This is a genomic window from Inquilinus limosus DSM 16000 (genome assembly GCF_000423185.1).
Lineage (GTDB): Bacteria > Pseudomonadota > Alphaproteobacteria > DSM-16000 > Inquilinaceae > Inquilinus > Inquilinus limosus.
In genome coordinates this window covers 81,888-99,799 of sequence record NZ_AUHM01000002.1, presented here as the reverse complement: position 1 = coordinate 99,799, position 17,912 = coordinate 81,888, and the positions used below count along the sequence as shown (strand labels likewise).

Annotated in this window: 15 protein-coding genes and 2 riboswitches; of the genes, 7 read left to right on the top strand and 8 right to left on the bottom strand. The window is 70.5% G+C overall.

All coding sequences use genetic code 11. The features are described 5' to 3' along the window. Window positions 1–10: 10 nt before the first annotated feature. Entirely contained in the window at window positions 11–1,129 is a 1,119-nt protein-coding gene (gene gcvT / locus G537_RS0104390) for a glycine cleavage system aminomethyltransferase GcvT (RefSeq protein WP_026869056.1), read from the bottom strand. 55 nt (window positions 1,130–1,184) lie between these two features. Next, window positions 1,185–1,280, bottom strand: a riboswitch (glycine riboswitch). A gap of 1 nt (window position 1,281) precedes the next feature. Beyond that, window positions 1,282–1,381, bottom strand: a riboswitch (glycine riboswitch). Between the two features lie 86 nt (window positions 1,382–1,467). After that, on the bottom strand, window positions 1,468–2,169 hold the full coding sequence (locus tag G537_RS0104385; protein ID WP_155888497.1) for a hypothetical protein: 702 nt from the start codon (window positions 2,167–2,169) through the stop codon (window positions 1,468–1,470). Between the two features lie 38 nt (window positions 2,170–2,207). On the opposite strand from G537_RS0104385, the gene ispH reads away from it, so the two are divergent. Beyond that, on the top strand, window positions 2,208–3,194 hold the full coding sequence (ispH, locus tag G537_RS0104380) for a 4-hydroxy-3-methylbut-2-enyl diphosphate reductase (protein ID WP_051247875.1): 987 nt from the start codon (window positions 2,208–2,210) through the stop codon (window positions 3,192–3,194). Between the two features lie 4 nt (window positions 3,195–3,198). Then, window positions 3,199–4,263 carry a lysine-2,3-aminomutase-like protein gene (locus tag G537_RS0104375; RefSeq protein WP_026869053.1) on the top strand — a complete coding sequence of 355 codons (1,065 nt, stop codon included), beginning with the start codon at window positions 3,199–3,201 and terminating at the stop codon, window positions 4,261–4,263. A 6-nt stretch (window positions 4,264–4,269) separates the two neighbouring features. Here the strand turns inward: G537_RS0104375 and G537_RS36445 are convergent, their stop codons facing one another. Beyond that, window positions 4,270–7,404 carry a multidrug efflux RND transporter permease subunit gene (locus G537_RS36445; protein WP_034850632.1) on the bottom strand — a complete coding sequence of 1,045 codons (3,135 nt, stop codon included), beginning with the start codon at window positions 7,402–7,404 and terminating at the stop codon, window positions 4,270–4,272. Window positions 7,405–7,406: 2 nt separating this feature from the next. After that, the gene (locus G537_RS0104365; RefSeq protein WP_026869052.1) at window positions 7,407–8,567 is read right to left on the bottom strand and encodes an efflux RND transporter periplasmic adaptor subunit; all 1,161 of its coding nucleotides are present in this window, start codon (window positions 8,565–8,567) and stop codon (window positions 7,407–7,409) included. A gap of 488 nt (window positions 8,568–9,055) precedes the next feature. On the opposite strand from G537_RS0104365, the gene G537_RS0104360 reads away from it, so the two are divergent. From G537_RS0104360 to G537_RS0104345, 4 genes are all read left to right on the top strand, one after another. Continuing rightward, window positions 9,056–9,382, top strand: a complete 327-nt coding sequence (locus tag G537_RS0104360) for a hypothetical protein (RefSeq protein WP_026869051.1) — start codon at window positions 9,056–9,058, stop codon at window positions 9,380–9,382. A gap of 130 nt (window positions 9,383–9,512) precedes the next feature. Beyond that, a complete protein-coding gene (locus G537_RS0104355; protein ID WP_026869050.1) occupies window positions 9,513–10,478 on the top strand; it encodes a homoserine kinase in 966 nt (321 codons plus the stop codon). Window positions 10,479–10,513: 35 nt separating this feature from the next. Further along, complete coding sequence (gene rnhA / locus G537_RS0104350) at window positions 10,514–10,978, top strand: ribonuclease HI (RefSeq protein ID WP_211230312.1); 465 nt, start codon at window positions 10,514–10,516, stop codon at window positions 10,976–10,978. Between the two features lie 92 nt (window positions 10,979–11,070). Further along, entirely contained in the window at window positions 11,071–12,069 is a 999-nt protein-coding gene (locus tag G537_RS0104345; RefSeq protein WP_026869048.1) for a saccharopine dehydrogenase NADP-binding domain-containing protein, read from the top strand. A 123-nt stretch (window positions 12,070–12,192) separates the two neighbouring features. Here G537_RS0104345 and G537_RS0104340 read toward each other — a convergent pair whose 3' ends face one another. Both G537_RS0104340 and G537_RS0104335 read right to left on the bottom strand, forming a co-directional pair. Further along, a complete protein-coding gene (locus G537_RS0104340) occupies window positions 12,193–12,675 on the bottom strand; it encodes a peroxiredoxin (protein ID WP_026869047.1) in 483 nt (160 codons plus the stop codon). Between the two features lie 50 nt (window positions 12,676–12,725). After that, window positions 12,726–14,846 carry a protein-disulfide reductase DsbD family protein gene (locus G537_RS0104335; protein ID WP_026869046.1) on the bottom strand — a complete coding sequence of 707 codons (2,121 nt, stop codon included), beginning with the start codon at window positions 14,844–14,846 and terminating at the stop codon, window positions 12,726–12,728. 115 nt (window positions 14,847–14,961) lie between these two features. On the opposite strand from G537_RS0104335, the gene G537_RS0104330 reads away from it, so the two are divergent. Further along, on the top strand, window positions 14,962–15,558 hold the full coding sequence (locus tag G537_RS0104330) for a YqgE/AlgH family protein (RefSeq protein WP_051247874.1): 597 nt from the start codon (window positions 14,962–14,964) through the stop codon (window positions 15,556–15,558). A gap of 32 nt (window positions 15,559–15,590) precedes the next feature. On the opposite strand, the gene G537_RS0104325 is transcribed toward G537_RS0104330, so the two are convergent. After that, window positions 15,591–16,301: an SAM-dependent methyltransferase gene (locus G537_RS0104325; RefSeq protein ID WP_026869044.1), complete on the bottom strand. Its 711-nt coding sequence runs from the start codon at window positions 16,299–16,301 to the stop codon at window positions 15,591–15,593. Window positions 16,302–16,427: 126 nt separating this feature from the next. Next, window positions 16,428–17,834, bottom strand: a complete 1,407-nt coding sequence (gene leuC / locus G537_RS0104320; RefSeq protein ID WP_026869043.1) for a 3-isopropylmalate dehydratase large subunit — start codon at window positions 17,832–17,834, stop codon at window positions 16,428–16,430. Window positions 17,835–17,912: the final 78 nt, after the last annotated feature.

Sequence of the window (17,912 nt, the reverse complement as noted above, 5' to 3'; positions counted from 1 at the left end):
CCCTGTTCGATCAGCGGTGGAAGTTCGGGGCGACGAAGGGCACTGCGGCCACCACGGCCGGATGCGCCTTGTCGCGGATGAGGAGGGAGACGGGCGTGCCGGCGGCGGCGAAGCCGGCCTCGACATAGCCCATGGCGACCGGGCCGCCGACCGTCGGGCCGAAGCCGCCCGAGGTGACGCGGCCGATCTCGCGCCCGTCGGAGGAGAGGATGGGCGTGCCTTCCCGCGCCGGGGCGCGGCCTTCGGGCTTCAAGCCGACCCGCTTGCGCGCCGGGCCCTCGGCCAGCTGCTTCAGGATGCGGTCGGCGCCGGGGAAGCCGCCCTCGGCGCGGCGGCGCTTGCCGATGGTCCAGGACAGACCGGCCTCGACCGGGGTGGTCGTCGTGTCGATGTCGTGGCCGTAGAGGCACAGGCCGGCCTCCAGCCGCAGCGAATCGCGGGCGCCGAGGCCGATCGGGGCCACCTCCGGCTCCGACAGCAGGAAGCGGGCGATGCGCTCGGCCTCCTCGGCCGGAGCGGAGATCTCGAACCCGTCCTCGCCGGTGTAGCCGGACCGGCTGATCAGGCATTCGACCCGGTCGAGGGCGAAGGAGCCGGATTCCATGAAGGCCAGGTCGTCGGCGCCGAAGGCGTGGCGGGCCAGCACCTCCGCCGCTTTCGGGCCCTGCAGCGCGATCAGGGCACGGTCGTCGAGCCGGACCAGGCGGGCTCGGCCGGCCAGCTTCGTCGCGATATGCGCGAAATCGGCGTCCTTGCAGGCGGCGTTGACCACGAGGAACAGCAGCGTCGGATCGGGGCTGCGCGTGATCATCAGATCGTCGAGGATGCCGCCCTCGTCGTTCAGCAGCAGCGAATAGCGGATCCGGCCCGGCGCCAGCCCGGCGATATCGCCCGGGACCAGCGTCTCGATCAGCGCGGCGACATCCTCGCCCGGCTCGGCCTCCAGCCAGGCCTGGCCCATATGGCTGACGTCGAACAGCCCGGCCTCGGCCCTGGTGTGCAGATGCTCCTTGAGGATGCCGGCCGGGTACTGCACCGGCATCTCGTAGCCAGCGAAGGGGACCAGCTTGGCGCCGAGCTCGACATGCAGGTCGAAGAGCGGGGTACGCTGCAGGGGGGTATCGGTCACGGGTCCGGTCCTCTCGACAAAAGGTGGGCGTGCGAGGCCATCCTCGCGCGCCACCCCCTCTGTCTGGGACCTGAGAGAATCGCCGGGAACTCTGTCCGGCTTACCCCATCGGTGAGGCTGCGGCGCGCGCCGCTGCCTGCTCTCCAGAGTGCCTTACCCTGACGGTCCTTTGGCCTGAGAGTTTCCGGGGCGTTTGCTCCTTCGGCGCCGGTCCCGCGGTCATGCGGTTCCGGTCTCTCCCGCCAGGGTCGTAGGCCGTATCAATGCGCAGGCGGACACTCGTCCGTCGCGCCGAAAAAGTCAATCCGCGACGACTACGGGCCTGCTTCCGTCACTCGTCATTGCGGCGGGCCGCTCGTGCTCGGGTCGCGCGGGTCGGGCACCACCGGGGCGATGGTGCGGCGGCCGGCGGCCTGGGCGGCGGCGCCGGGCGTCCGCGGGTCGTTGCGATGCTTGTTGAACTCGAGCTGCTGCGGCGTCAGCTGGAAGCCGATCATGACCTTGTACGAGCCGCCCTCCGCCGGGCTGGAGACGGGGATCACCTGCTCCAGCGGCTCCTGGATGGTCTCGCGCGGGGTGACCTGCAGCCGCGGCACGGGGATCTTCACGTCGAAGTTGGCCTTGTTCAGGATCCGGTCCTGGGCGTCGGTGACGGCGACGAAGTACTGGACCGGGACGTCCTTCTCCAGCCAGGCGGCCGGGCCGCGCCAGGCGGTGAACTCGACATTGACGTTCATGGTCACGGCGTTGTCGCCATAGGTGCAGTCGCCCCGGGTGTTGGTGATCCGGGCCTCGACCAGCACATCCTTCGGGTTGGTGCTGTTGTTGCGCACCAGGTCATAGACCGCGGCATCCTGCGGAATGACGATCTGCGGGCAGCGCAGCCCGGCCTGCTGCGCCGCATTGTCGCCACCGCAGGCTGCTAGGCCGAGCAGCAGGAGGACGGAGCCCCCGGACCGGAGTCGCCCTGAGACGCCGTACCGCGCTTTTTTTGAGAGAGCACCTATATTAGGGTCGCGGCGCAACAGTTCGGCGGGCATCGCCCTCTCCTTCAACAACGGGTTCAGGACCATAGGAAATGGCACAGGCTGGCACAAGCGCAGGCGCGGGCACGCGGGACGCGCGGCCGCCCTTGACGGTGATGCTGGCCTCGCCGCGCGGGTTCTGCGCCGGCGTCGACCGCGCGATCCAGATCGTCGAGCGCGCGATCGAGAAGTACGGCGCCCCCGTTTATGTCCGGCACGAGATCGTGCACAACCGCTTCGTGGTCGAGGCGTTGGAGGCCAAGGGCGCGATCTTCGTCGAGGAGCTGGACGAGGTGCCGGACGATGCACCGGTCGTGTTCTCCGCCCATGGCGTGCCGAAATCGGTGCCGGCGGAAGCGGAGCGGCGCAAGCTGCTGTATCTCGACGCCACCTGCCCGCTGGTCAGCAAGGTGCACCGCGAGGCCGAACGGCACCACCGCACCGGCCACACCGTGATTCTGATCGGCCATGCCGGCCACCCGGAGGTGATCGGCACCATGGGCCAGCTGCCGCCGGGCGCGGTGCGGCTGGTCGAGTCGGTGGAGGATGTGGCGGCGCTGGAGGTCGAAGACCCTGACAACCTCGCCTTCGCCACCCAGACGACGCTGTCGCTCGACGACACGGTCGAGATCGTCGACGCGTTGAAGGCGAAGTTCCCCACCATCTCGGCGCCGAACAAGCAGGACATCTGCTACGCCACCACCAACCGGCAGGAGGCGATCAAGCTGATCGCCCCGCATTGCGACGCGGTGCTGGTGATCGGCGCCCCGAACTCCTCGAATTCCGTGCGGCTGGTCGAGGTGGCGCGCCGCGCCGGCTGCGCCAAGGCGATGCTGGTGCAGCGCGCCGCGGAGCTCGACTGGTCCTGGTTCGACGGCATCTCCACCCTCGGCATCACCGCCGGCGCTTCGGCGCCCGAGGTGCTGGTCGAGGAGGTGATGAAGGCGCTGCACGAGCGCTACGCCGTCACCATCCAGTCGGAGCCGGTGACTGTCGAGACCATCACCTTCAAGCTGCCGCGCGAGCTGAACGCGGTCTGAGATCATGCCGAGAGACGGACACCTCAGTCCGCAGCGCCTGCGGACCCCCGAGGCATTGGTCGAGGCGGGCCTGGCAGGCCCCGAGCGGCTCGACGAGCTGCGCGCCGTCGCGTCGCGCTACGCCGTCGCGGTCACCCCGGCGATGGCGGATCTGGTCGATCCGGCCGATCCGGCCGACCCGATCGCGCGCCAGTTCGTGCCCGGCGCGGCGGAGCTGGAGACGCGGCCGGAGGAGCTGGTCGACCCGATCGGTGACGGCGCGCACAGCCCGATCCCGGGCCTTGTCCACCGCTATCCGGACCGGGTGCTGCTGAAGCTGCTGCACGCCTGCCCGGTCTATTGCCGCTTCTGCTTCCGGCGCGAGATGGTCGGGCCGGGGGGCGAGGCGATGGGCGAGGCCGATCTCGCGGCCGCGATCGACTACATCCGCGCCCGGCCGCAGGTGTGGGAGGCGATCCTGACCGGCGGCGACCCGCTGATGCTGGCGCCGCGCCGCCTGGCCGAGGTGGTGGCCCGACTCGACGCCGTCCCGCATCTCGGCGTGGTCCGGCTGCACAGCCGGGTGCCGGTGGTGGAGCCGGAGCGGGTGACGCCGGAGCTGGTGGCGGGCCTCAAGGCGCAGGACAGCGCCGTCTGGCTCGCCATCCACAGCAACCATCCGCGCGAGCTGACGCCCGCGGCGCGGGACGCGATCCGGCGCCTGGCCGATGCCGGCGTGGCGCTGGTGTCCCAGACCGTGCTGCTGCGCGGCGTCAACGACGATCCGGCGGTGCTGGAGCAGCTGTTCCGCGACTTCGTGCGGCTGCGGATCAAGCCTTACTACCTGCATCATGGCGACCTCGCCCCCGGCACGGCGCAGTTCCGCACCGGGATCGAGGACGGGCGGCGGATCATGAAGGCGCTGCGCGGCCGGCTCTCGGGCCTGGCCCAGCCGACTTATGTCCTCGACATCCCCGGCGGCCGCGGCAAGGTGCCGATCGGGCCCGACTACCTCGCCGGCTCCGACGCCGAAGGCTGGACCGTCGAGGACCCGAACGGCGCCCGTCACGCCTATCCGCCGAAAGGGTGACGCGGCTCACTCCCCCGCCGACGGCGCGGCCTCGGCGGCCAGGTGCGGCGGCATCGCGCCGTCCTGCTTGCGGCGGCTGGCCAGCCACACCCTGAGCTTGTCGAGATACAGGTAGACGACCGGCGTCGTGTACAGGGTCAGGGCCTGGCTCAGCAGCAGGCCGCCGACCATGGCGTAGCCCAGCGGCTGCCGCAGCTCCGACCCGGTGCCGGAGCCCAGCATCAGCGGCAGCCCACCCAGCAGCGCCGCCATCGTCGTCATCATGATCGGGCGGAAGCGCAGCAGGCAGGCCTGGCGGATCGCCTCGAACGGCGTCAGCCCCTGGTCGCGCTCCGCCTGGATGGCGAAGTCGACCATCATGATGCCGTTCTTCTTGACGATGCCGATCAAGAGGATGACGCCGATCAGCGCGATGACGCTGAAGTCGAAGCCGAACAGCATCAGCATGACGAGGGCGCCGGCGCCGGCCGAGGGCAGGGTCGACAGGATCGTCAGCGGGTGGATGTAGCTCTCATACAGCACGCCGAGGATGATGTAGATGACGATCAGCGCGGCCGCGACCAGATAGGGCTCGCTGGCCAGCGAGGACTGGAAGGCCTGGGCGTTGCCCTGGAAGGTGCCGGTCAGCGAAGCCGGCACCCCCATCTCCCGCTCGGCCTGCTGGATCGCCGTCACCGTGTCGCCCAGCGCCACGCCCGGCGCCAGGTTGAAGCTCAGCGTCACCGCCGGGAACTGGCCCTGGTGGTTGATCGACAGGAAGGCGGTCGGCCGGGTGGTCCAGTGCGCCAGGGCGCTGATCGGCACCTGCTCCCCGGTCAGCGGCGACTTGATGTAGATCCGCTCGATCGCCGAGGGCTTGTCCTGCAGCTGGGGCAGCACCTCCATCACCACATGGTAGCTGTTCACCTGGGTGAAGTACTGCGCCACCTGGCGCTGGCCGAAGGCGTCGTAGAGGGTGTCGTCGATCAGCTGCGGCTGGATGCCGTAACGGGCGGCGGCGTCGCGGTCGATGTCCAGCGTCAGGGTGGTGCCGCCGGTCTGCTCGTCGGTGGCGACGTCGCGCAGCTGCGGCAGCGTCCGCAGCTTGTCGTAGACCTTGGGCGCCCACTGGTTCAGCTCGTCGATATTCGCGTCCTGCAGCGTGTACTGGTACAGCGTCCGGGTCGGCCGGCCGCCGATGTTGATGTCCTGGGCCGGCTGCAGGAACAGCGCCGCGCCTTCGACCTTGGCCAGAAGCGGCCGCAGCCGGTCGATGATTTCGCTGGCCGAGGCCTGGCGTTCGTCGCGCGGCTTCAGGGTGATGAACAGGCGGCCGTTGTTCAGCGTCTGCCCGCCGCCGGCGCCCAGCGCCATGGCGACGGTGGCGACATCCGGGTCGGCGGCGACGATCCTGCCCAGCTCCTCCTGCTTGCGGCTCATCTCGGCGAAGGAGATGTCCTGCGCCGCCTCCGAGGTGCCGAGGATCAGGCCGGTGTCCTGCTGCGGGAAGAAGCCCTTCGGGATGATGACGAAGAGGTAGGCGGTGACGGCGATGGTCGCGAGGAAGACCGCCAGCGTGACGCGGCGGTGCTTCAGCGCGACGTCGAGCGACCGGCGGTAGCCCGCCAGCAGCAGGTCGAAGCCCCGCTCCGACAGCCGGTAGAGGCGCCCGTGCCTGCCGGTGTCATGCTTCATGAACTTCGAGCACATCACCGGGGTCAGGGTCAGCGAGACGATCGCCGAGACCAGGATGGTCATCGTCACCGTGATGGCGAATTCGCGGAACACCCGGCCGACGATGCCGCCCATCAGCAGCAGCGGGATGAACACGGCGACCAGCGACAGGCTGATGGAGAAGATGGTGAAGCCGATCTCGCCGGCGCCTTTCAGCGCCGCCTGCACCGGCGACAGCCCCTCCTCGATGTGGCGGTGGATGTTCTCCAGCATGACGATGGCGTCGTCGACGACGAAACCGACCGCGATGCTGAGGCCCATCAGCGACAGGTTGTCCAGGCTGTAGCCGAACGCGTACATCAGCGCGAAGGTGCCGACCAGCGCCAGCGGCACGGTCACGCTCGGGATCGCCGTGGCCCAGAAGTTGCGCAGGAACACGAAGATCACCATCACCACCAGGGCGATGGTCAGCGCCAGCGTGAACTGCACGTCGGCGACCGAGGCGCGGATCGTGGTGGTGCGGTCGCTCAGGATGTCGACCTTGACCGCCGGCGGGATCGCCGCCTGCAGCTGCGGCAGCAGCGATTTGACATGGTCGACCACGTCGATGACGTTGGCGCCGGGCTGCTTGAACACGATCAGCAGCACGGCACGCCGGCCGCCGGCCCAGGCGGCCAGCTTGGTGTTCTCCGGCCCTTCCACCGCCTGGCCGATGTCGCGGACGCGCACCGGCGCGCCGTTCTTGTAGGCGATGATGACGTCGTTCCAGGGCTCCGCCTTCAGCTCCTGGTCGTTGTCGTAGATGGTGAAAGTCCGCGTCGCGCCGTCGATGCTGCCCTTTGGGCTGTCGGCGGTGGCGTCGGCGATGACGCCGCGCACATCCTCCAGCCCGATGCCCAGCGCCGCCAGCTTCTGCGGATCGACCTGCACCCGCACCGCCGGCTTCTGCTGGCCGCCGATGGTGACCTGGGCGACGCCCGGCACCTGACTGATGTTCTGGCTCAGCACGTTCTCGGCATAGTCGTCGACCGTGGTCAGCGGCAGCGTGTCGGAATGGGCCGCGATCACCAGGATCGGGGCGTCGGCCGGGTTGACCTTGCGGTAGGTCGGCGGCGACGGCAGGTCCTTCGGCAGCTGGCCGCCCGCGGCGTTGATCGCGGTCTGCACGTCCCCGGCCGCCGCGTCGATGTTGCGGTCGAGGTCGAACTGCAGGGTGATCGAGCTGTTGCCGAGCGTGCTGCTGGAGGTCATCTGCGACACGCCTGGGATCTCGGCGAACTGCCGTTCCAGCGGCGCCGTCACCGACGAGGCCATGGTGGTGGGGTCGGCGCCGGGCAGCTGGACCGAGACCTGGATGGTCGGGAAGTCGACCTGCGGCAGCGGCGCCACCGGCAGCAGCGGATAGGCGACGAGGCCGACCAGCAGCACCCCGGCCATGAGCAGCGAGGTGGCGATCGGCTTGCGGATGAAGGGGGCCGAGATGCTCATGGTCAGGCGCCCGGCTGGCTGGGGGTGGCGGCCTCGCGGGTCTGCACCCGGGTGCCCGGCTGCAGCCGGTACTGGCCGGCGGTGACGACGCTGGTGCCGGCGTCGAGGCCGGTCTCGACCACGGCGGTGCCGTCGGTGATCTGGCCGATGCCGACCGGCCGCAGCTCGACCGTGGCGTCCGGCTTCACCGCGTAGACATAGAGGCCGTCGGGCCCGCGCTGGATCGCGGTGGTGGGCACGGTGACCACATTCTGCTCGGTCCGCAGCAGCAGCCGGACGTCGACGAACTGGCCGGGCCACAGCTGGTTGCCCTTGTTCGGGAAGGTCGCCTTCAGCCGGATCGTGCCGGTGGCCTGGTCGATCTGGTTGTCGACCAGCTGCAGCATGCCCTGGTCCAGCGGCTTGTCGTCGCCGCGGGTGTCGGCGAAGACCGTGAGCGGGCCCTTGGCCATCGCTGCCTGGATGTCCGGCAGGTCCTCCTCCGGCAGGGTGAAGATCACCGAGATCGGATGCAGCTGGGTGATCACCACCAGGCCGCCGGTGTCGGTGGCGTGGATGATGTTGCCCTGGTCGACCAGGCGGATGCCGGTGCGGCCGTTCAGCGGCGAGGTGATGGTGGTGTAGCTCAGCTGCGTCGCGGCATTGTCGATCGCGGCCTGGTCGCCCTCGATCTGGGCCTGCAGCTGCGCGATCAGCGCCTTCTGCGTGTCGACGCTCTGCGCCGTCGCGTACTGGTGCAGGTTCTCGAAGCGCTGCAGGTCGAGCTGGGCGTTGGCCAGCTGCGCCTCGTCCTTGGCCTTGGTCGCCTTGGCCTGGTCCAGCGCCGCCTGGAACGGCCGCGGGTCGATCTGCGCCAGCGTCTGGCCGGCGGTGACATGCTGGCCTTCCTGGAAGGAGACCGTCTGCAGCTGACCGTCGACCCGGCTCTTCACCGTCACCGTGTTCAGCGCCTGGACGGTGCCGAGGCCGGTCAGATAGACGGGCACGTCGCTGCGCCGGGCCGCCGCGGCCTCGACCGGCACGGCGGGAGGCGGCGCGGCCGGGGGCGCGGCCGAGGCGGCAGCGCCGCGCAGCTCGCGGCCTGCCAGCACGGCGGCGCAGACCATCACGAGAGCGATCGGGGTGCCGATCCGCAGCACCGTCCGGCGGGCGACAAGGGGCATCTGTGTCTCTCCAGCGGGCAAACAAGAGAGGCTCGGGCGCCGCAGCCTGGATGACTGCGACGCCCGCGGATGGACGTTTCCTCCCGATTGCTCGGGCCGATCCGATGTGTGTCCCGAGGGGAAGGCGGGGCTGATCGTGGATCGGTGCCGGCGCGCCGATTGAATTCTTGCGCGTATGTCTCAGGATGTCTTTGCGGATTTTGAGTGGTCAATACTGGATTCGTATTGGGAGACAGGATGTCGCAGTATTGTGAAGTACAGAATTGGATGATTATTTTTTGAAGATGTTCCGCTGATTAAATCGCCGTAAGCGGAGTTCCGCCGGCGCCATTCCTGACCATGTGTTGCAGTGCGGAATCGCACGGTGCCACCGCGATCGCGGCGGACCTCAAATCGCCGACATTCCGCAGGACTCTCACGAAGACCACGCAATGTGATCCGGCATGTCGCGCTGAGGCGACGCCGGATACGGTCGAAGAGGAACAGTCATGGTTCTGCTCAGGCATCCCCGCCCCGCGGGGTTCGTGGCTCTGCTCATGCTCGGAACGGTTGCCGCCGGGCCGGCCTTCGCCCGCACGGGACTGCAGTCCGAGCACACTCCGCTCCCGCCGCAGATGGCGCAGGCGGATGCGTCCGATACTCAGGACTCGTCGGCGCCGTCCTTCGATCACGGCGAGAACGGCGCCGACCGCAACACGCATCCGGGCGAGATCGGGCCCGACCATGGAGAGCGTGGCCACGACCGCGGCGGAGGGTTCGGTGGCGGCCGTGGAGGCGACCACGGCGGCGGCCATGGCAGCGGGCGGGGGCGGTAGGCGGAAGCGGCCGACCTGATCGCCGGGACGCGGTCGCACCGGGGTGCCGGGCGCGGCCGCGTCTCTCCCTTCGACAAGCCGGCCCTTCCCGCTCTATGAAAGCGGGCGCTGCCGCTTCCACCGGGTGTCCATGGCCGTCTACACCGAAGTCACCGACGAGGATGTCGCCGCCTTCGTGGCGCAGTACGACATCGGCTCCGTCCTGTCGCTCAAGGGCATCGCCGAAGGGGTCGAGAACTCGAACTACCTGCTGGTGACCACGGCCGGGCCGCATATCCTCACCCTCTACGAGAAGCGGGTGGCCGAGGCCGACCTGCCCTTCTTCCTCGGGCTGATGCAGCATCTGGCGGCGCGCGGCATCGAATGCCCGCAGCCGGTCCCCGCCCGCGACGGGCAGGCGCTGCGCCGCCTCGCCGGCCGGCCGGCGGTGATCGTCACCTTCCTCGACGGGCTGTGGCCGAAGCGGATCCAGCCCTGGCATTGCCAGGCCCTCGGCCCGGCGCTGGCCCGGATGCACGAGGCCGGGGCCGATTTCCCGATGACGCGGCCGAACAACCTGTCGCTCGATGGCTGGCGCCGGCTGGTGGCGGATTGCGCCGACCGGGCCGACACCGTCGCGCCGGGCCTGGCCGAAGGCATCACCCGCGAGCTTGCTTTCCTCGAGGCGCATTGGCCGACCGACCTGCCGGTCGGGCTGATCCATGCCGACCTGTTCCCGGACAACGTGTTCTTCCGCGACGGCCGCCTGTCCGGGCTGATCGACTTCTACTTCGCCTGCACCGACATGCTGGCCTACGACCTGTCGATCTGCCTCAACGCCTGGTGCTTCGAGCCGGACGGCGCCTTCAACGTCACCAAGGCGCGGGCGCTCCTGTCCGGCTACCGGGCCGAGCGGCCGCTGTCACCGGCCGAGGTCGCGGCGCTGCCGATCCTGGCCCGCGGCAACGCACTGCGCTTCCTGCTGACCCGTCTGTACGACTGGCTGAACCACCCGCCGGGCGCCTTCGTCCGGCCGAAGGACCCGCTCGAATACTGGCGCAAGCTGCGCTTCCACCAGCAGGTCACGAGCGTGGCCGCCTATGGGATCGACCCGTGACCGACACCCCCGCGAAGAAGGTGGCGAAACCCGCCATGAAGCTGCCGAAGGTCGAGATCTTCACCGACGGCGCCTGCAGCGGCAATCCCGGCCCCGGCGGCTGGGGCGTGCTGCTGCGCATGGGCGAGATCGAGCGCGAGCTCTATGGCGGCGAGACGCTGACCACCAACAACCGGATGGAGCTGATGGCGGCGATCCAGGCGCTGGAGGCGATGAAGCGCCCGGTCGAGGCGGTGCTGACCACCGACAGCCAGTATGTCCGCAACGGCATCACCCAGTGGATCAGGAACTGGAAGTCCCGCGGCTGGGTCACCGCCGACCGCAAGCCGGTGAAGAATGTCGATCTGTGGCAGCGGCTCGACGCCGCCATGGCGCCGCACAAAGTGCGCTGGGAATGGACCCGCGGCCATGCCGGCCATGCCGAGAACGAGCGAGTCGACGAACTGGCCCGCCGCGGCCTCCGCGAATTCGGCCGCGGCCTGGCGCCAGCGGAGGCTTGACCCGGACCATCCTCTCTCCATATTACGAGTGGTAACTTACCATTCGTAACAACGCCGCCATGCCCTGCTGGCGGCTTGGGGAAGGGAAGGTCATGGTCCAGCGAGTCCTGATCGCCGGCGGTTACGGCGCGGTCGGCGGCACGGTCGCCCGGTATCTGCGCCGGCTGGGGCCGGATCTCGACATCATCCTGGCGGGGCGAACGCCGGAGTCCGGTGCGGCCCTGGCGAGCGAGATCGGGGCGAGGACGCTGCGGCTCGACGTCGCCGACCCGGCGGCGGCCCTGGCCGGTCTCGGTCCGGTCGACCTGATCGTGGCGGCGCTGCAGGACCGTGGCGATGCGCTGATCCACGCGGCCATGGCGCAGGGCGCGGCCCATATCGGCATCACCAAGGTGGTGGAGGAGACCGGCCCGGCGGTGTTCGCGGCGCTGCACGCGCCGCCGCGGCGGCCGATCGTGCTGGCGGGCCACTGGGCGGCCGGGGTGCTGATCCTCGTGGCGCGGCAGGCGATCGAGGACTTCGCCCGGGTCGACGCCGTCGCCACGGCCGCCCTCTACGATGCGGCGGACGCGGTCGGGCCGATGAGCGCCGCCGACGCCGCCTCCTTCTCCGGCCGCGCCCTGCTGCGCCGCGGCGGGCAATGGGGCTGGGTCGATGCGGGCGACCACGGCCGCGCCCTGCGCCTGGCCGAAGGGCATCAGGCGACGGTGCAGCCCCTGGCCGCGCTCGACGTGCCCAGCCTGGCGGCGATCACCGGCGCCCCCGACATCCGCTTCGATTTCGGCGAGGGCGACTCGATCGGCACCCGGGCCGGCGGCCGCGCCTCGCATGACGGCGTGATCGAGATCGAAGGGGGGCTGCGGTCGGGGCGGGCAGCCCGGCGGCGGATCCTGGTGTCGGACCCGAAGGGGGTGGACCATATGACCGCCCTGGGCACGCTGGTCGCCGCCGAGCGCGTCCTCGGCTTGGACGGCCTGCCGTTGCCGGCCGGCGGGCTGGCTCTGCCCGAGACCCTGGTCGCGCCGGAGGCGGCGATCGCGCGGTTCGAGCAGTTCGGCGTGCGGATCACGACCGAGACGGAGGCGGCGTAGAGGTCTGCCGGTCTCCTTTCGTGGATGCCCGGCTTGACCCAGGCATCCAGGAATATCGATACCAGCTCTGGCTGGCCCCTGGATCGCCGGGTCAAGCCCGGCGATGACAGCAGGGGAAAGCGGCTAGAGCGCCGCCAGGATGGCCTCGCCGCTCGACACCTCGAAGGCGCCCGGCTTCTCGACCGCGAGATGGGTGACGACGCCGTCCTTGGCGATCAGGGCGAAGCGCTGCGACCGGGTGCCCAGGCCGTAGCCCGACCCGTCCATCTCCAGCCCCAGCGCCTTGGTCAGGGTGGCGTTGCCGTCCGGCAGCATGAAGACGGTCTCGCCGACCTCGTTCCTGTCGGCCCAGGCCTTCATCACGAAGGGATCGTTCACCGCCAGGCAGACGATCTGGTCGACGCCCTTGGCCTTCAGCGCCTCGGCGTTGCCGGTGAAGCTCGGCAGGTGCTTGGCCGAGCAGGTCGGGGTGAAGGCGCCCGGCACCGCGAACAGGGCCACGGTCTTGCCCTTGAACAGGTCGTCGGTCTTGATCTCGGCCATGCCCTCCTTGCCGAGGTACTTCAGCGTGACCGACGGGATGCGGTCGCCAACCTTGATCGTCATGGGGTCCTCTCCGCCAGATTGTGTGAGGCCGGCCCGCAGCGGCCGGACGGTTACGAACTCGCGCCGCGCGCTTTGGCAAGGGCGTCCAGAACCGTCTCGGTGCTCAGCAGCTCCGGCAGCAGGATCCCGTCCGGCGCCCCCGGCCCGTACACGGCGTTGAACGGTATGCCGTAGCGGCCATGCGCCGCAAGGTAATCGGCGATGGCCTGGTCCGGATTGGTCCAGTCGGCCAGCATCGGCACCACTCCGGCCTCGCCCAGCACGGCCGCCACCGGGTCTCGGTCGATCACCAGCAGCTTGTTGACCTTGCAGGTCAGGCACCAGTCGGCGGTGACGTCGACGAACACCACCTTGCCCTCGCGCACCAGGCCGGGGATCGCGGCCCGCTCGAATCGGGTCCAGGGAATGGCCGAGGCGGCCTGCGGCGTCGCCGCGTCGGAGCGGTCGAAGCGCAGCGGCAGCAGCACCGCGGCCAGGGCCAGGCCGACGGCGGCCGCGGCGCCGATCCGGCGGACCGCCGTCCCGCCGCGCCGCCGCAGCCACAGGACCAGGCCGATCGCCACCAGGACGACCGCCACCGCCGCGGCCGCGGCCGGCGGCACCTGCACGGCGAGGATCGAGAGCAGCCACGCGGCCGTGCCGAACAGGGCGATGCCGAGCAGGGCCTTCAGCCAGACCATCCAGCGGCCGGGGCGCGGCAGCAGCCGGGCCAGGCCCGGCACCGCGGCGATCAACAGATAGGGCAGGGCCATGCCGAGGCCGAGCGCGGCGAAGATGGCGCCGATCTCGGCCGGGCCGCGCGACAGGGCGAAGCCCAGCGCGGTGCCGACGAAGGGGGCGGAGCAGGGGGTGGCCAGCAGCGTGGCGAAGGCGCCGGTCAGGAACGGGCCGGCGAGGCCGCTCTTCTCCGGCCGGCCGGTGCCGCTGGCCCGGGCCGCGGCGTCCATGGCGCGGCCGGGCAGCGTCACCTCGAACAGCCCCAGCAGGTTGCAGCCGAACAGGGTGACGATGACGGCCATCGCCGCCAGGAACACCGGCTCCTGGAACTGGATGCCCCAGCCGACCGATGCGCCGGCCGCCTTCAGTCCGATCGCCCCGGCCGCCAGCGCCAGGAAGGACACGACGATGCCGGCGGCGGTGGCCAGCAGGCCCAACCGCTGCCGCCGCGGCATCCGCCCGCCGGCCTCGACGCCCCCCAGCTTGACGATCGACAGCAGCTTCAGCGACAGCACGGGCAGCACGCAGGGCATCAGGTTCAGGATCAGCCCGCCCAGCAGGGCCACGCCCAGGATGCCCAGCCAGGCGCCGGCATCCGGCGCCATGGCGACCGCCGGCCCGACCGTCGCCTTCGCCTCGACGCTGCGCGGCCCGTCGACCAGGGTCAGGGTGACCGGGCTGCCGGCCAGCGCGGACGGCGGGTCGGCGGCCTGGATCCGGTCGATCTCGGCGACCAGCCGGCGGCCGCCCTCGCTGGTGGCGATGCGCGGTGCGGCGAAGGCGTCGCCCGGCGCGCCCTCGACGAAGATGTCGGGCGCCTCGAAGGGTTCGCGCGCCGTCGCCTCGACCCGCAGCCCCTTTTCGGTCGCCGCGACCGGGCCGATGGCGAGGCCGGCGGCACTGCCGTCGCCCGGCACGGCGTTGGCGTAGCGGTTGATCAGATTGGCCGAGTCCGGGTCGGGCGTCGCCGCCCCGGCCGGCAGGTCGAGGGTGAAGGAGAAACTGGCCGGGATGCAGATGTCGCTGCACACCAGCACGGTCGCGGCCAGGGACAGGTGCTGCGGCTGGCCGGCCTGCGCCACCGGCAGGGTCAGCGGGAACACCACCTCGGTCTCGTAGCCATAGGTCTCGAGGCCGAACAGCTGGAACCGGTGCGGCGCCGGATAGGCCAGCGTCGGGGTGCCGAGATTGTTCGAACCGCTCCAGTCCAGCGCCGGCGGCAGCCCGGCATCGCCGGGGGAGCGCCAATAGGTCTTCCAGTGCGAGTCCAGCCGGATGTGCAGCCCGGCCGGGATCTCCGCCAGCCCTCCGGTGCCGTCGACCGCCGTGACCAGCCGCGCCGACGCGCCCTTGGCTTCCTGCCACGGCGTGGCCGCGGCCTCGGCCGCGCCGGACCGGGCCAGGGCGGCGAGGCCGAGCGCTGCGGCGATCAGAACTGCGAACCCCCGGGTCATCGAATCTCCGGCACCATGAAACCGCCCTTCTTTGGCCTATATAGTCGTTCGAAACCAGATCGCCGCGAGTTAGCCTAGTGTCGCGGCTGGAGCGGAAGACGGAGCAGTGGTCGGGATGAGTCGGGCGAAATCCTCCTCGGGCGAAGGCGTGTCGGCGGGCGGAAGCTACCTCGCGGGGCAGCTCCTGATCGCGATGCCGACCTTGGTCGCGCCGCCCTTCGCCCGGACGGTAATCTATCTCTGCGCCCATAACGAGCAGGGGGCGATGGGACTCGTGGTCAACAAGCCGCTGTCGACCATCGATTTCCCGACCCTGCTCGACCAGCTCGGCATCCCGCATGGCGAGCTGCTGGGCAGCACCCGGGTCCAGTTCGGCGGGCCGGTCGAATCGGGCCGCGGCTTCGTGCTGCATACCACCGACTACCGGGCGGAGAAGACGGTGGTGGTCGGCCAGGTCGCCGTGACCTCGACGCTCGAGGTGCTGCAGGCGATCGCCAATGGCGAGGGGCCCCGGCAGCATCTGCTGGCGCTCGGCTATGCCGGGTGGAGCGCGGGCCAGCTCGACGCCGAGATCCAGGCCAATGGTTGGCTCACCGTCCCCTGCGATCCGGACATCCTGTTCGGCGAGGATCTGTCGGTGAAGTGGGAGCGGGCGATCGCCAAGCTCGGCATCGACCCTATGATGCTGTCGAGCGAAGCCGGCCACGCTTAGAGGCCATCCGCAAGCACACGGTGCGGCGGCGATCATACCCGCCGGACCAGCCAGGCCGCCCAGAACAGGCTGGAGAAGAAGCCGGTCGGCGGCCCGAAGCCGGTCTCGGCCAGAAGCTCGGCCACGGCCTCCTCGGAGGCCGGCGGGTCGGCGCCCTGCAGGATCCTGCCCAGCTTGGCCTGCACCTCCTCCGGCCCGGCGCCGTGCATCCGCCAGCGTTCGCCCCAGGCCGTCAGCAGCAGCGGCCGGCTGGCATAGGCGAAGCGGTTGCCGGCCAGGATCAGCGGCGCCCCCGGCTTCAGCCGGGCCGCGATCGATCCCAGAATGGCGCGCTTGGCCTCGTCGCCGGGCAGGTGGTGCAGCACGCCGATCAGCGTCGCCGCATCGAAGCGCCGCTCCGCCGGCAGGTCGTCGACGGTGCCGAGGCGGATCTCCGTCCGTTCCAGCAGGCCGGCCTCGCCCAGCCGGGCGACGGCGAGGTCCAGCATCGGCTGCGACGGATCGACCGCGACGAAGCGCCAGCCCGGCTCCAGGGTCCCGGCGGTGACGATCTCCCGCGCCCCACCGCCGGCACCGGCGACCAGGATCTCGGCCGTGCCGCCGGAACCCAGCGCCGCCGCCAGCATGCAGGCCGACAGCTCGTGGCAGGCGTCGTAGCCGGCCAGGGCGATGCGGCTCTGCACCTCGTATTCACCGGCGCGGGCCGGGTCGAACTTGCGCGCGGCATCGGCCGGTGCGGACATGGCGGGGGCTCCGGGCGAGGGCGAGCGACGGCGTAGGTTGGGTTCGCGACGCGAACCCAACGCGCACAGCTGGATATTGATGAAGCAGATGTTGGGTTCGCCCAAGGGCGAACCCAACCTACGCGGTCAGTTCAGCTCGCGGACGTCGGTCAGGTGGCCGGCGATCGCCGCCGCTGCGGCCATGGCCGGGCTGACCAGATGGGTGCGGCCGCCACGGCCCTGACGGCCCTCGAAGTTGCGGTTCGAGGTCGAGGCGCAGCGCTCGCCCGGCGACAGCTTGTCGGCGTTCATGGCGAGGCACATCGAGCAGCCGGGCTCGCGCCAGTCGAAGCCGGCCTCCTTGAACACCCGGTCCAGCCCCTCGGCCTCGGCCTGCTCCTTCACCAGGCCGGAGCCCGGGACGATCATGGCGTAGACCTTGTCGGCCACGCGCCGGCCGCGGGCGACGGCGGCGGCGGCGCGCAGGTCCTCGATCCGGCCATTGGTGCAGGAGCCGATGAAGACCTTGTCGACCGGCACCTCGCTCAGCCGCTGGCCGGGCTTCAGCCCCATATAGTCCAGGCTGCGGCGCCAGGCGCTGGCCTTGTTGGCGTCCGGCGCGGCGTCCGGGTCCGGCACCACGCCGGTGATCGGCGCCACGTCCTCCGGGCTGGTGCCCCAGGTGACCATCGGCGCGATGTCCCTGGCCTTCAGCACGATCTCGCGATCGTAGCGGGCGCCCTCGTCCGATGGCAGGGTGCGCCAGTATTCTACCGCCTGGTCCCAGGCCTCGCCCTTCGGCGCCATCGGCCGGCCCTTGAGATAGGCGAAGGTGGTCTCGTCCGGCGCGATCAGCCCGGCACGCGCACCGGCCTCGATCGACATGTTGCAGACCGTCATCCGGCCTTCCATCGACAAGGCGCGGATGGCGTCGCCGGCGTACTCGATGACATGGCCGGTGCCGCCGGCGGTGCCGATGGTGCCGATGATCGCCAGGATCATGTCCTTCGCGGTCACGCCGAGCGGCAGGTCGCCCTCGACCGTGATGCGCATGTTCTTGGCCGGCTTCTGCAGCAGCGTCTGGGTGGCCAGAACGTGCTCGACCTCGCTGGTGCCGATGCCGAAGGCCAGCGCGCCGAAGGCGCCATGGGTCGAGGTGTGGCTGTCGCCGCAGACGATGGTGGTGCCCGGCAGGGTGAAGCCCTGCTCCGGCCCGATGATGTGGACCACGCCCTGGCGGATATCGTTCATGGTGAAGATCGGCACGCCGAAATCGGCGGCGTTCTTCTCCAGCGTCTCGACCTGGATCCGGCTCTCCTCGTCGGCGATGCCCTTGCTGCGGTCCGAGGTCGGCACGTTGTGGTCCGGCACCGCCAGGGTGGCCTGCGGCTGGCGCACCTTGCGCCCGGCCATGCGCAGCCCCTCGAAGGCCTGCGGGCTCGTCACCTCGTGCACAAGGTGGCGGTCGATGTAGAGGATGCACGTCCCGTCATCCTGACGGTGGACGACATGGCTGTCCCAGATCTTGTCGAACAGTGTCCGCGGCGCGCTCATCTCTCACATCTCCTGGTCCGGCTCCGGTGCCGGCGGCTCCCTCTGGCCGATGCTGGACCATAGCGGAGGGCAAACCCA

Excerpts from the sequence above, each read along its gene's own strand:
- G537_RS0104325 (WP_026869044.1), bottom strand. The coding sequence starts at position 16,301 with ATGTCCGCACCGGCCGATGCCGCGCGCAAGTTCGACCCGGCCCGCGCC.
- G537_RS0104345 (WP_026869048.1), top strand. The coding sequence starts at position 11,071 with ATGGTCCAGCGAGTCCTGATCGCCGGCGGTTACGGCGCGGTCGGCGGC.
- ispH (WP_051247875.1), top strand. The coding sequence starts at position 2,208 with ATGGCACAGGCTGGCACAAGCGCAGGCGCGGGCACGCGGGACGCGCGG.
- rnhA (WP_211230312.1), top strand. The coding sequence starts at position 10,514 with ATGAAGCTGCCGAAGGTCGAGATCTTCACCGACGGCGCCTGCAGCGGC.
- leuC (WP_026869043.1), bottom strand. The coding sequence starts at position 17,834 with ATGAGCGCGCCGCGGACACTGTTCGACAAGATCTGGGACAGCCATGTC.
- G537_RS0104375 (WP_026869053.1), top strand. The coding sequence starts at position 3,199 with ATGCCGAGAGACGGACACCTCAGTCCGCAGCGCCTGCGGACCCCCGAG.
- G537_RS0104365 (WP_026869052.1), bottom strand. The coding sequence starts at position 8,567 with ATGCCCCTTGTCGCCCGCCGGACGGTGCTGCGGATCGGCACCCCGATC.
- G537_RS36445 (WP_034850632.1), bottom strand. The coding sequence starts at position 7,404 with ATGAGCATCTCGGCCCCCTTCATCCGCAAGCCGATCGCCACCTCGCTG.
- G537_RS0104335 (WP_026869046.1), bottom strand. The coding sequence starts at position 14,846 with ATGACCCGGGGGTTCGCAGTTCTGATCGCCGCAGCGCTCGGCCTCGCC.
- G537_RS0104330 (WP_051247874.1), top strand. The coding sequence starts at position 14,962 with ATGAGTCGGGCGAAATCCTCCTCGGGCGAAGGCGTGTCGGCGGGCGGA.
- G537_RS0104355 (WP_026869050.1), top strand. The coding sequence starts at position 9,513 with ATGGCCGTCTACACCGAAGTCACCGACGAGGATGTCGCCGCCTTCGTG.
- G537_RS0104385 (WP_155888497.1), bottom strand. The coding sequence starts at position 2,169 with ATGCCCGCCGAACTGTTGCGCCGCGACCCTAATATAGGTGCTCTCTCA.
- G537_RS0104360 (WP_026869051.1), top strand. The coding sequence starts at position 9,056 with ATGGTTCTGCTCAGGCATCCCCGCCCCGCGGGGTTCGTGGCTCTGCTC.
- G537_RS0104340 (WP_026869047.1), bottom strand. The coding sequence starts at position 12,675 with ATGACGATCAAGGTTGGCGACCGCATCCCGTCGGTCACGCTGAAGTAC.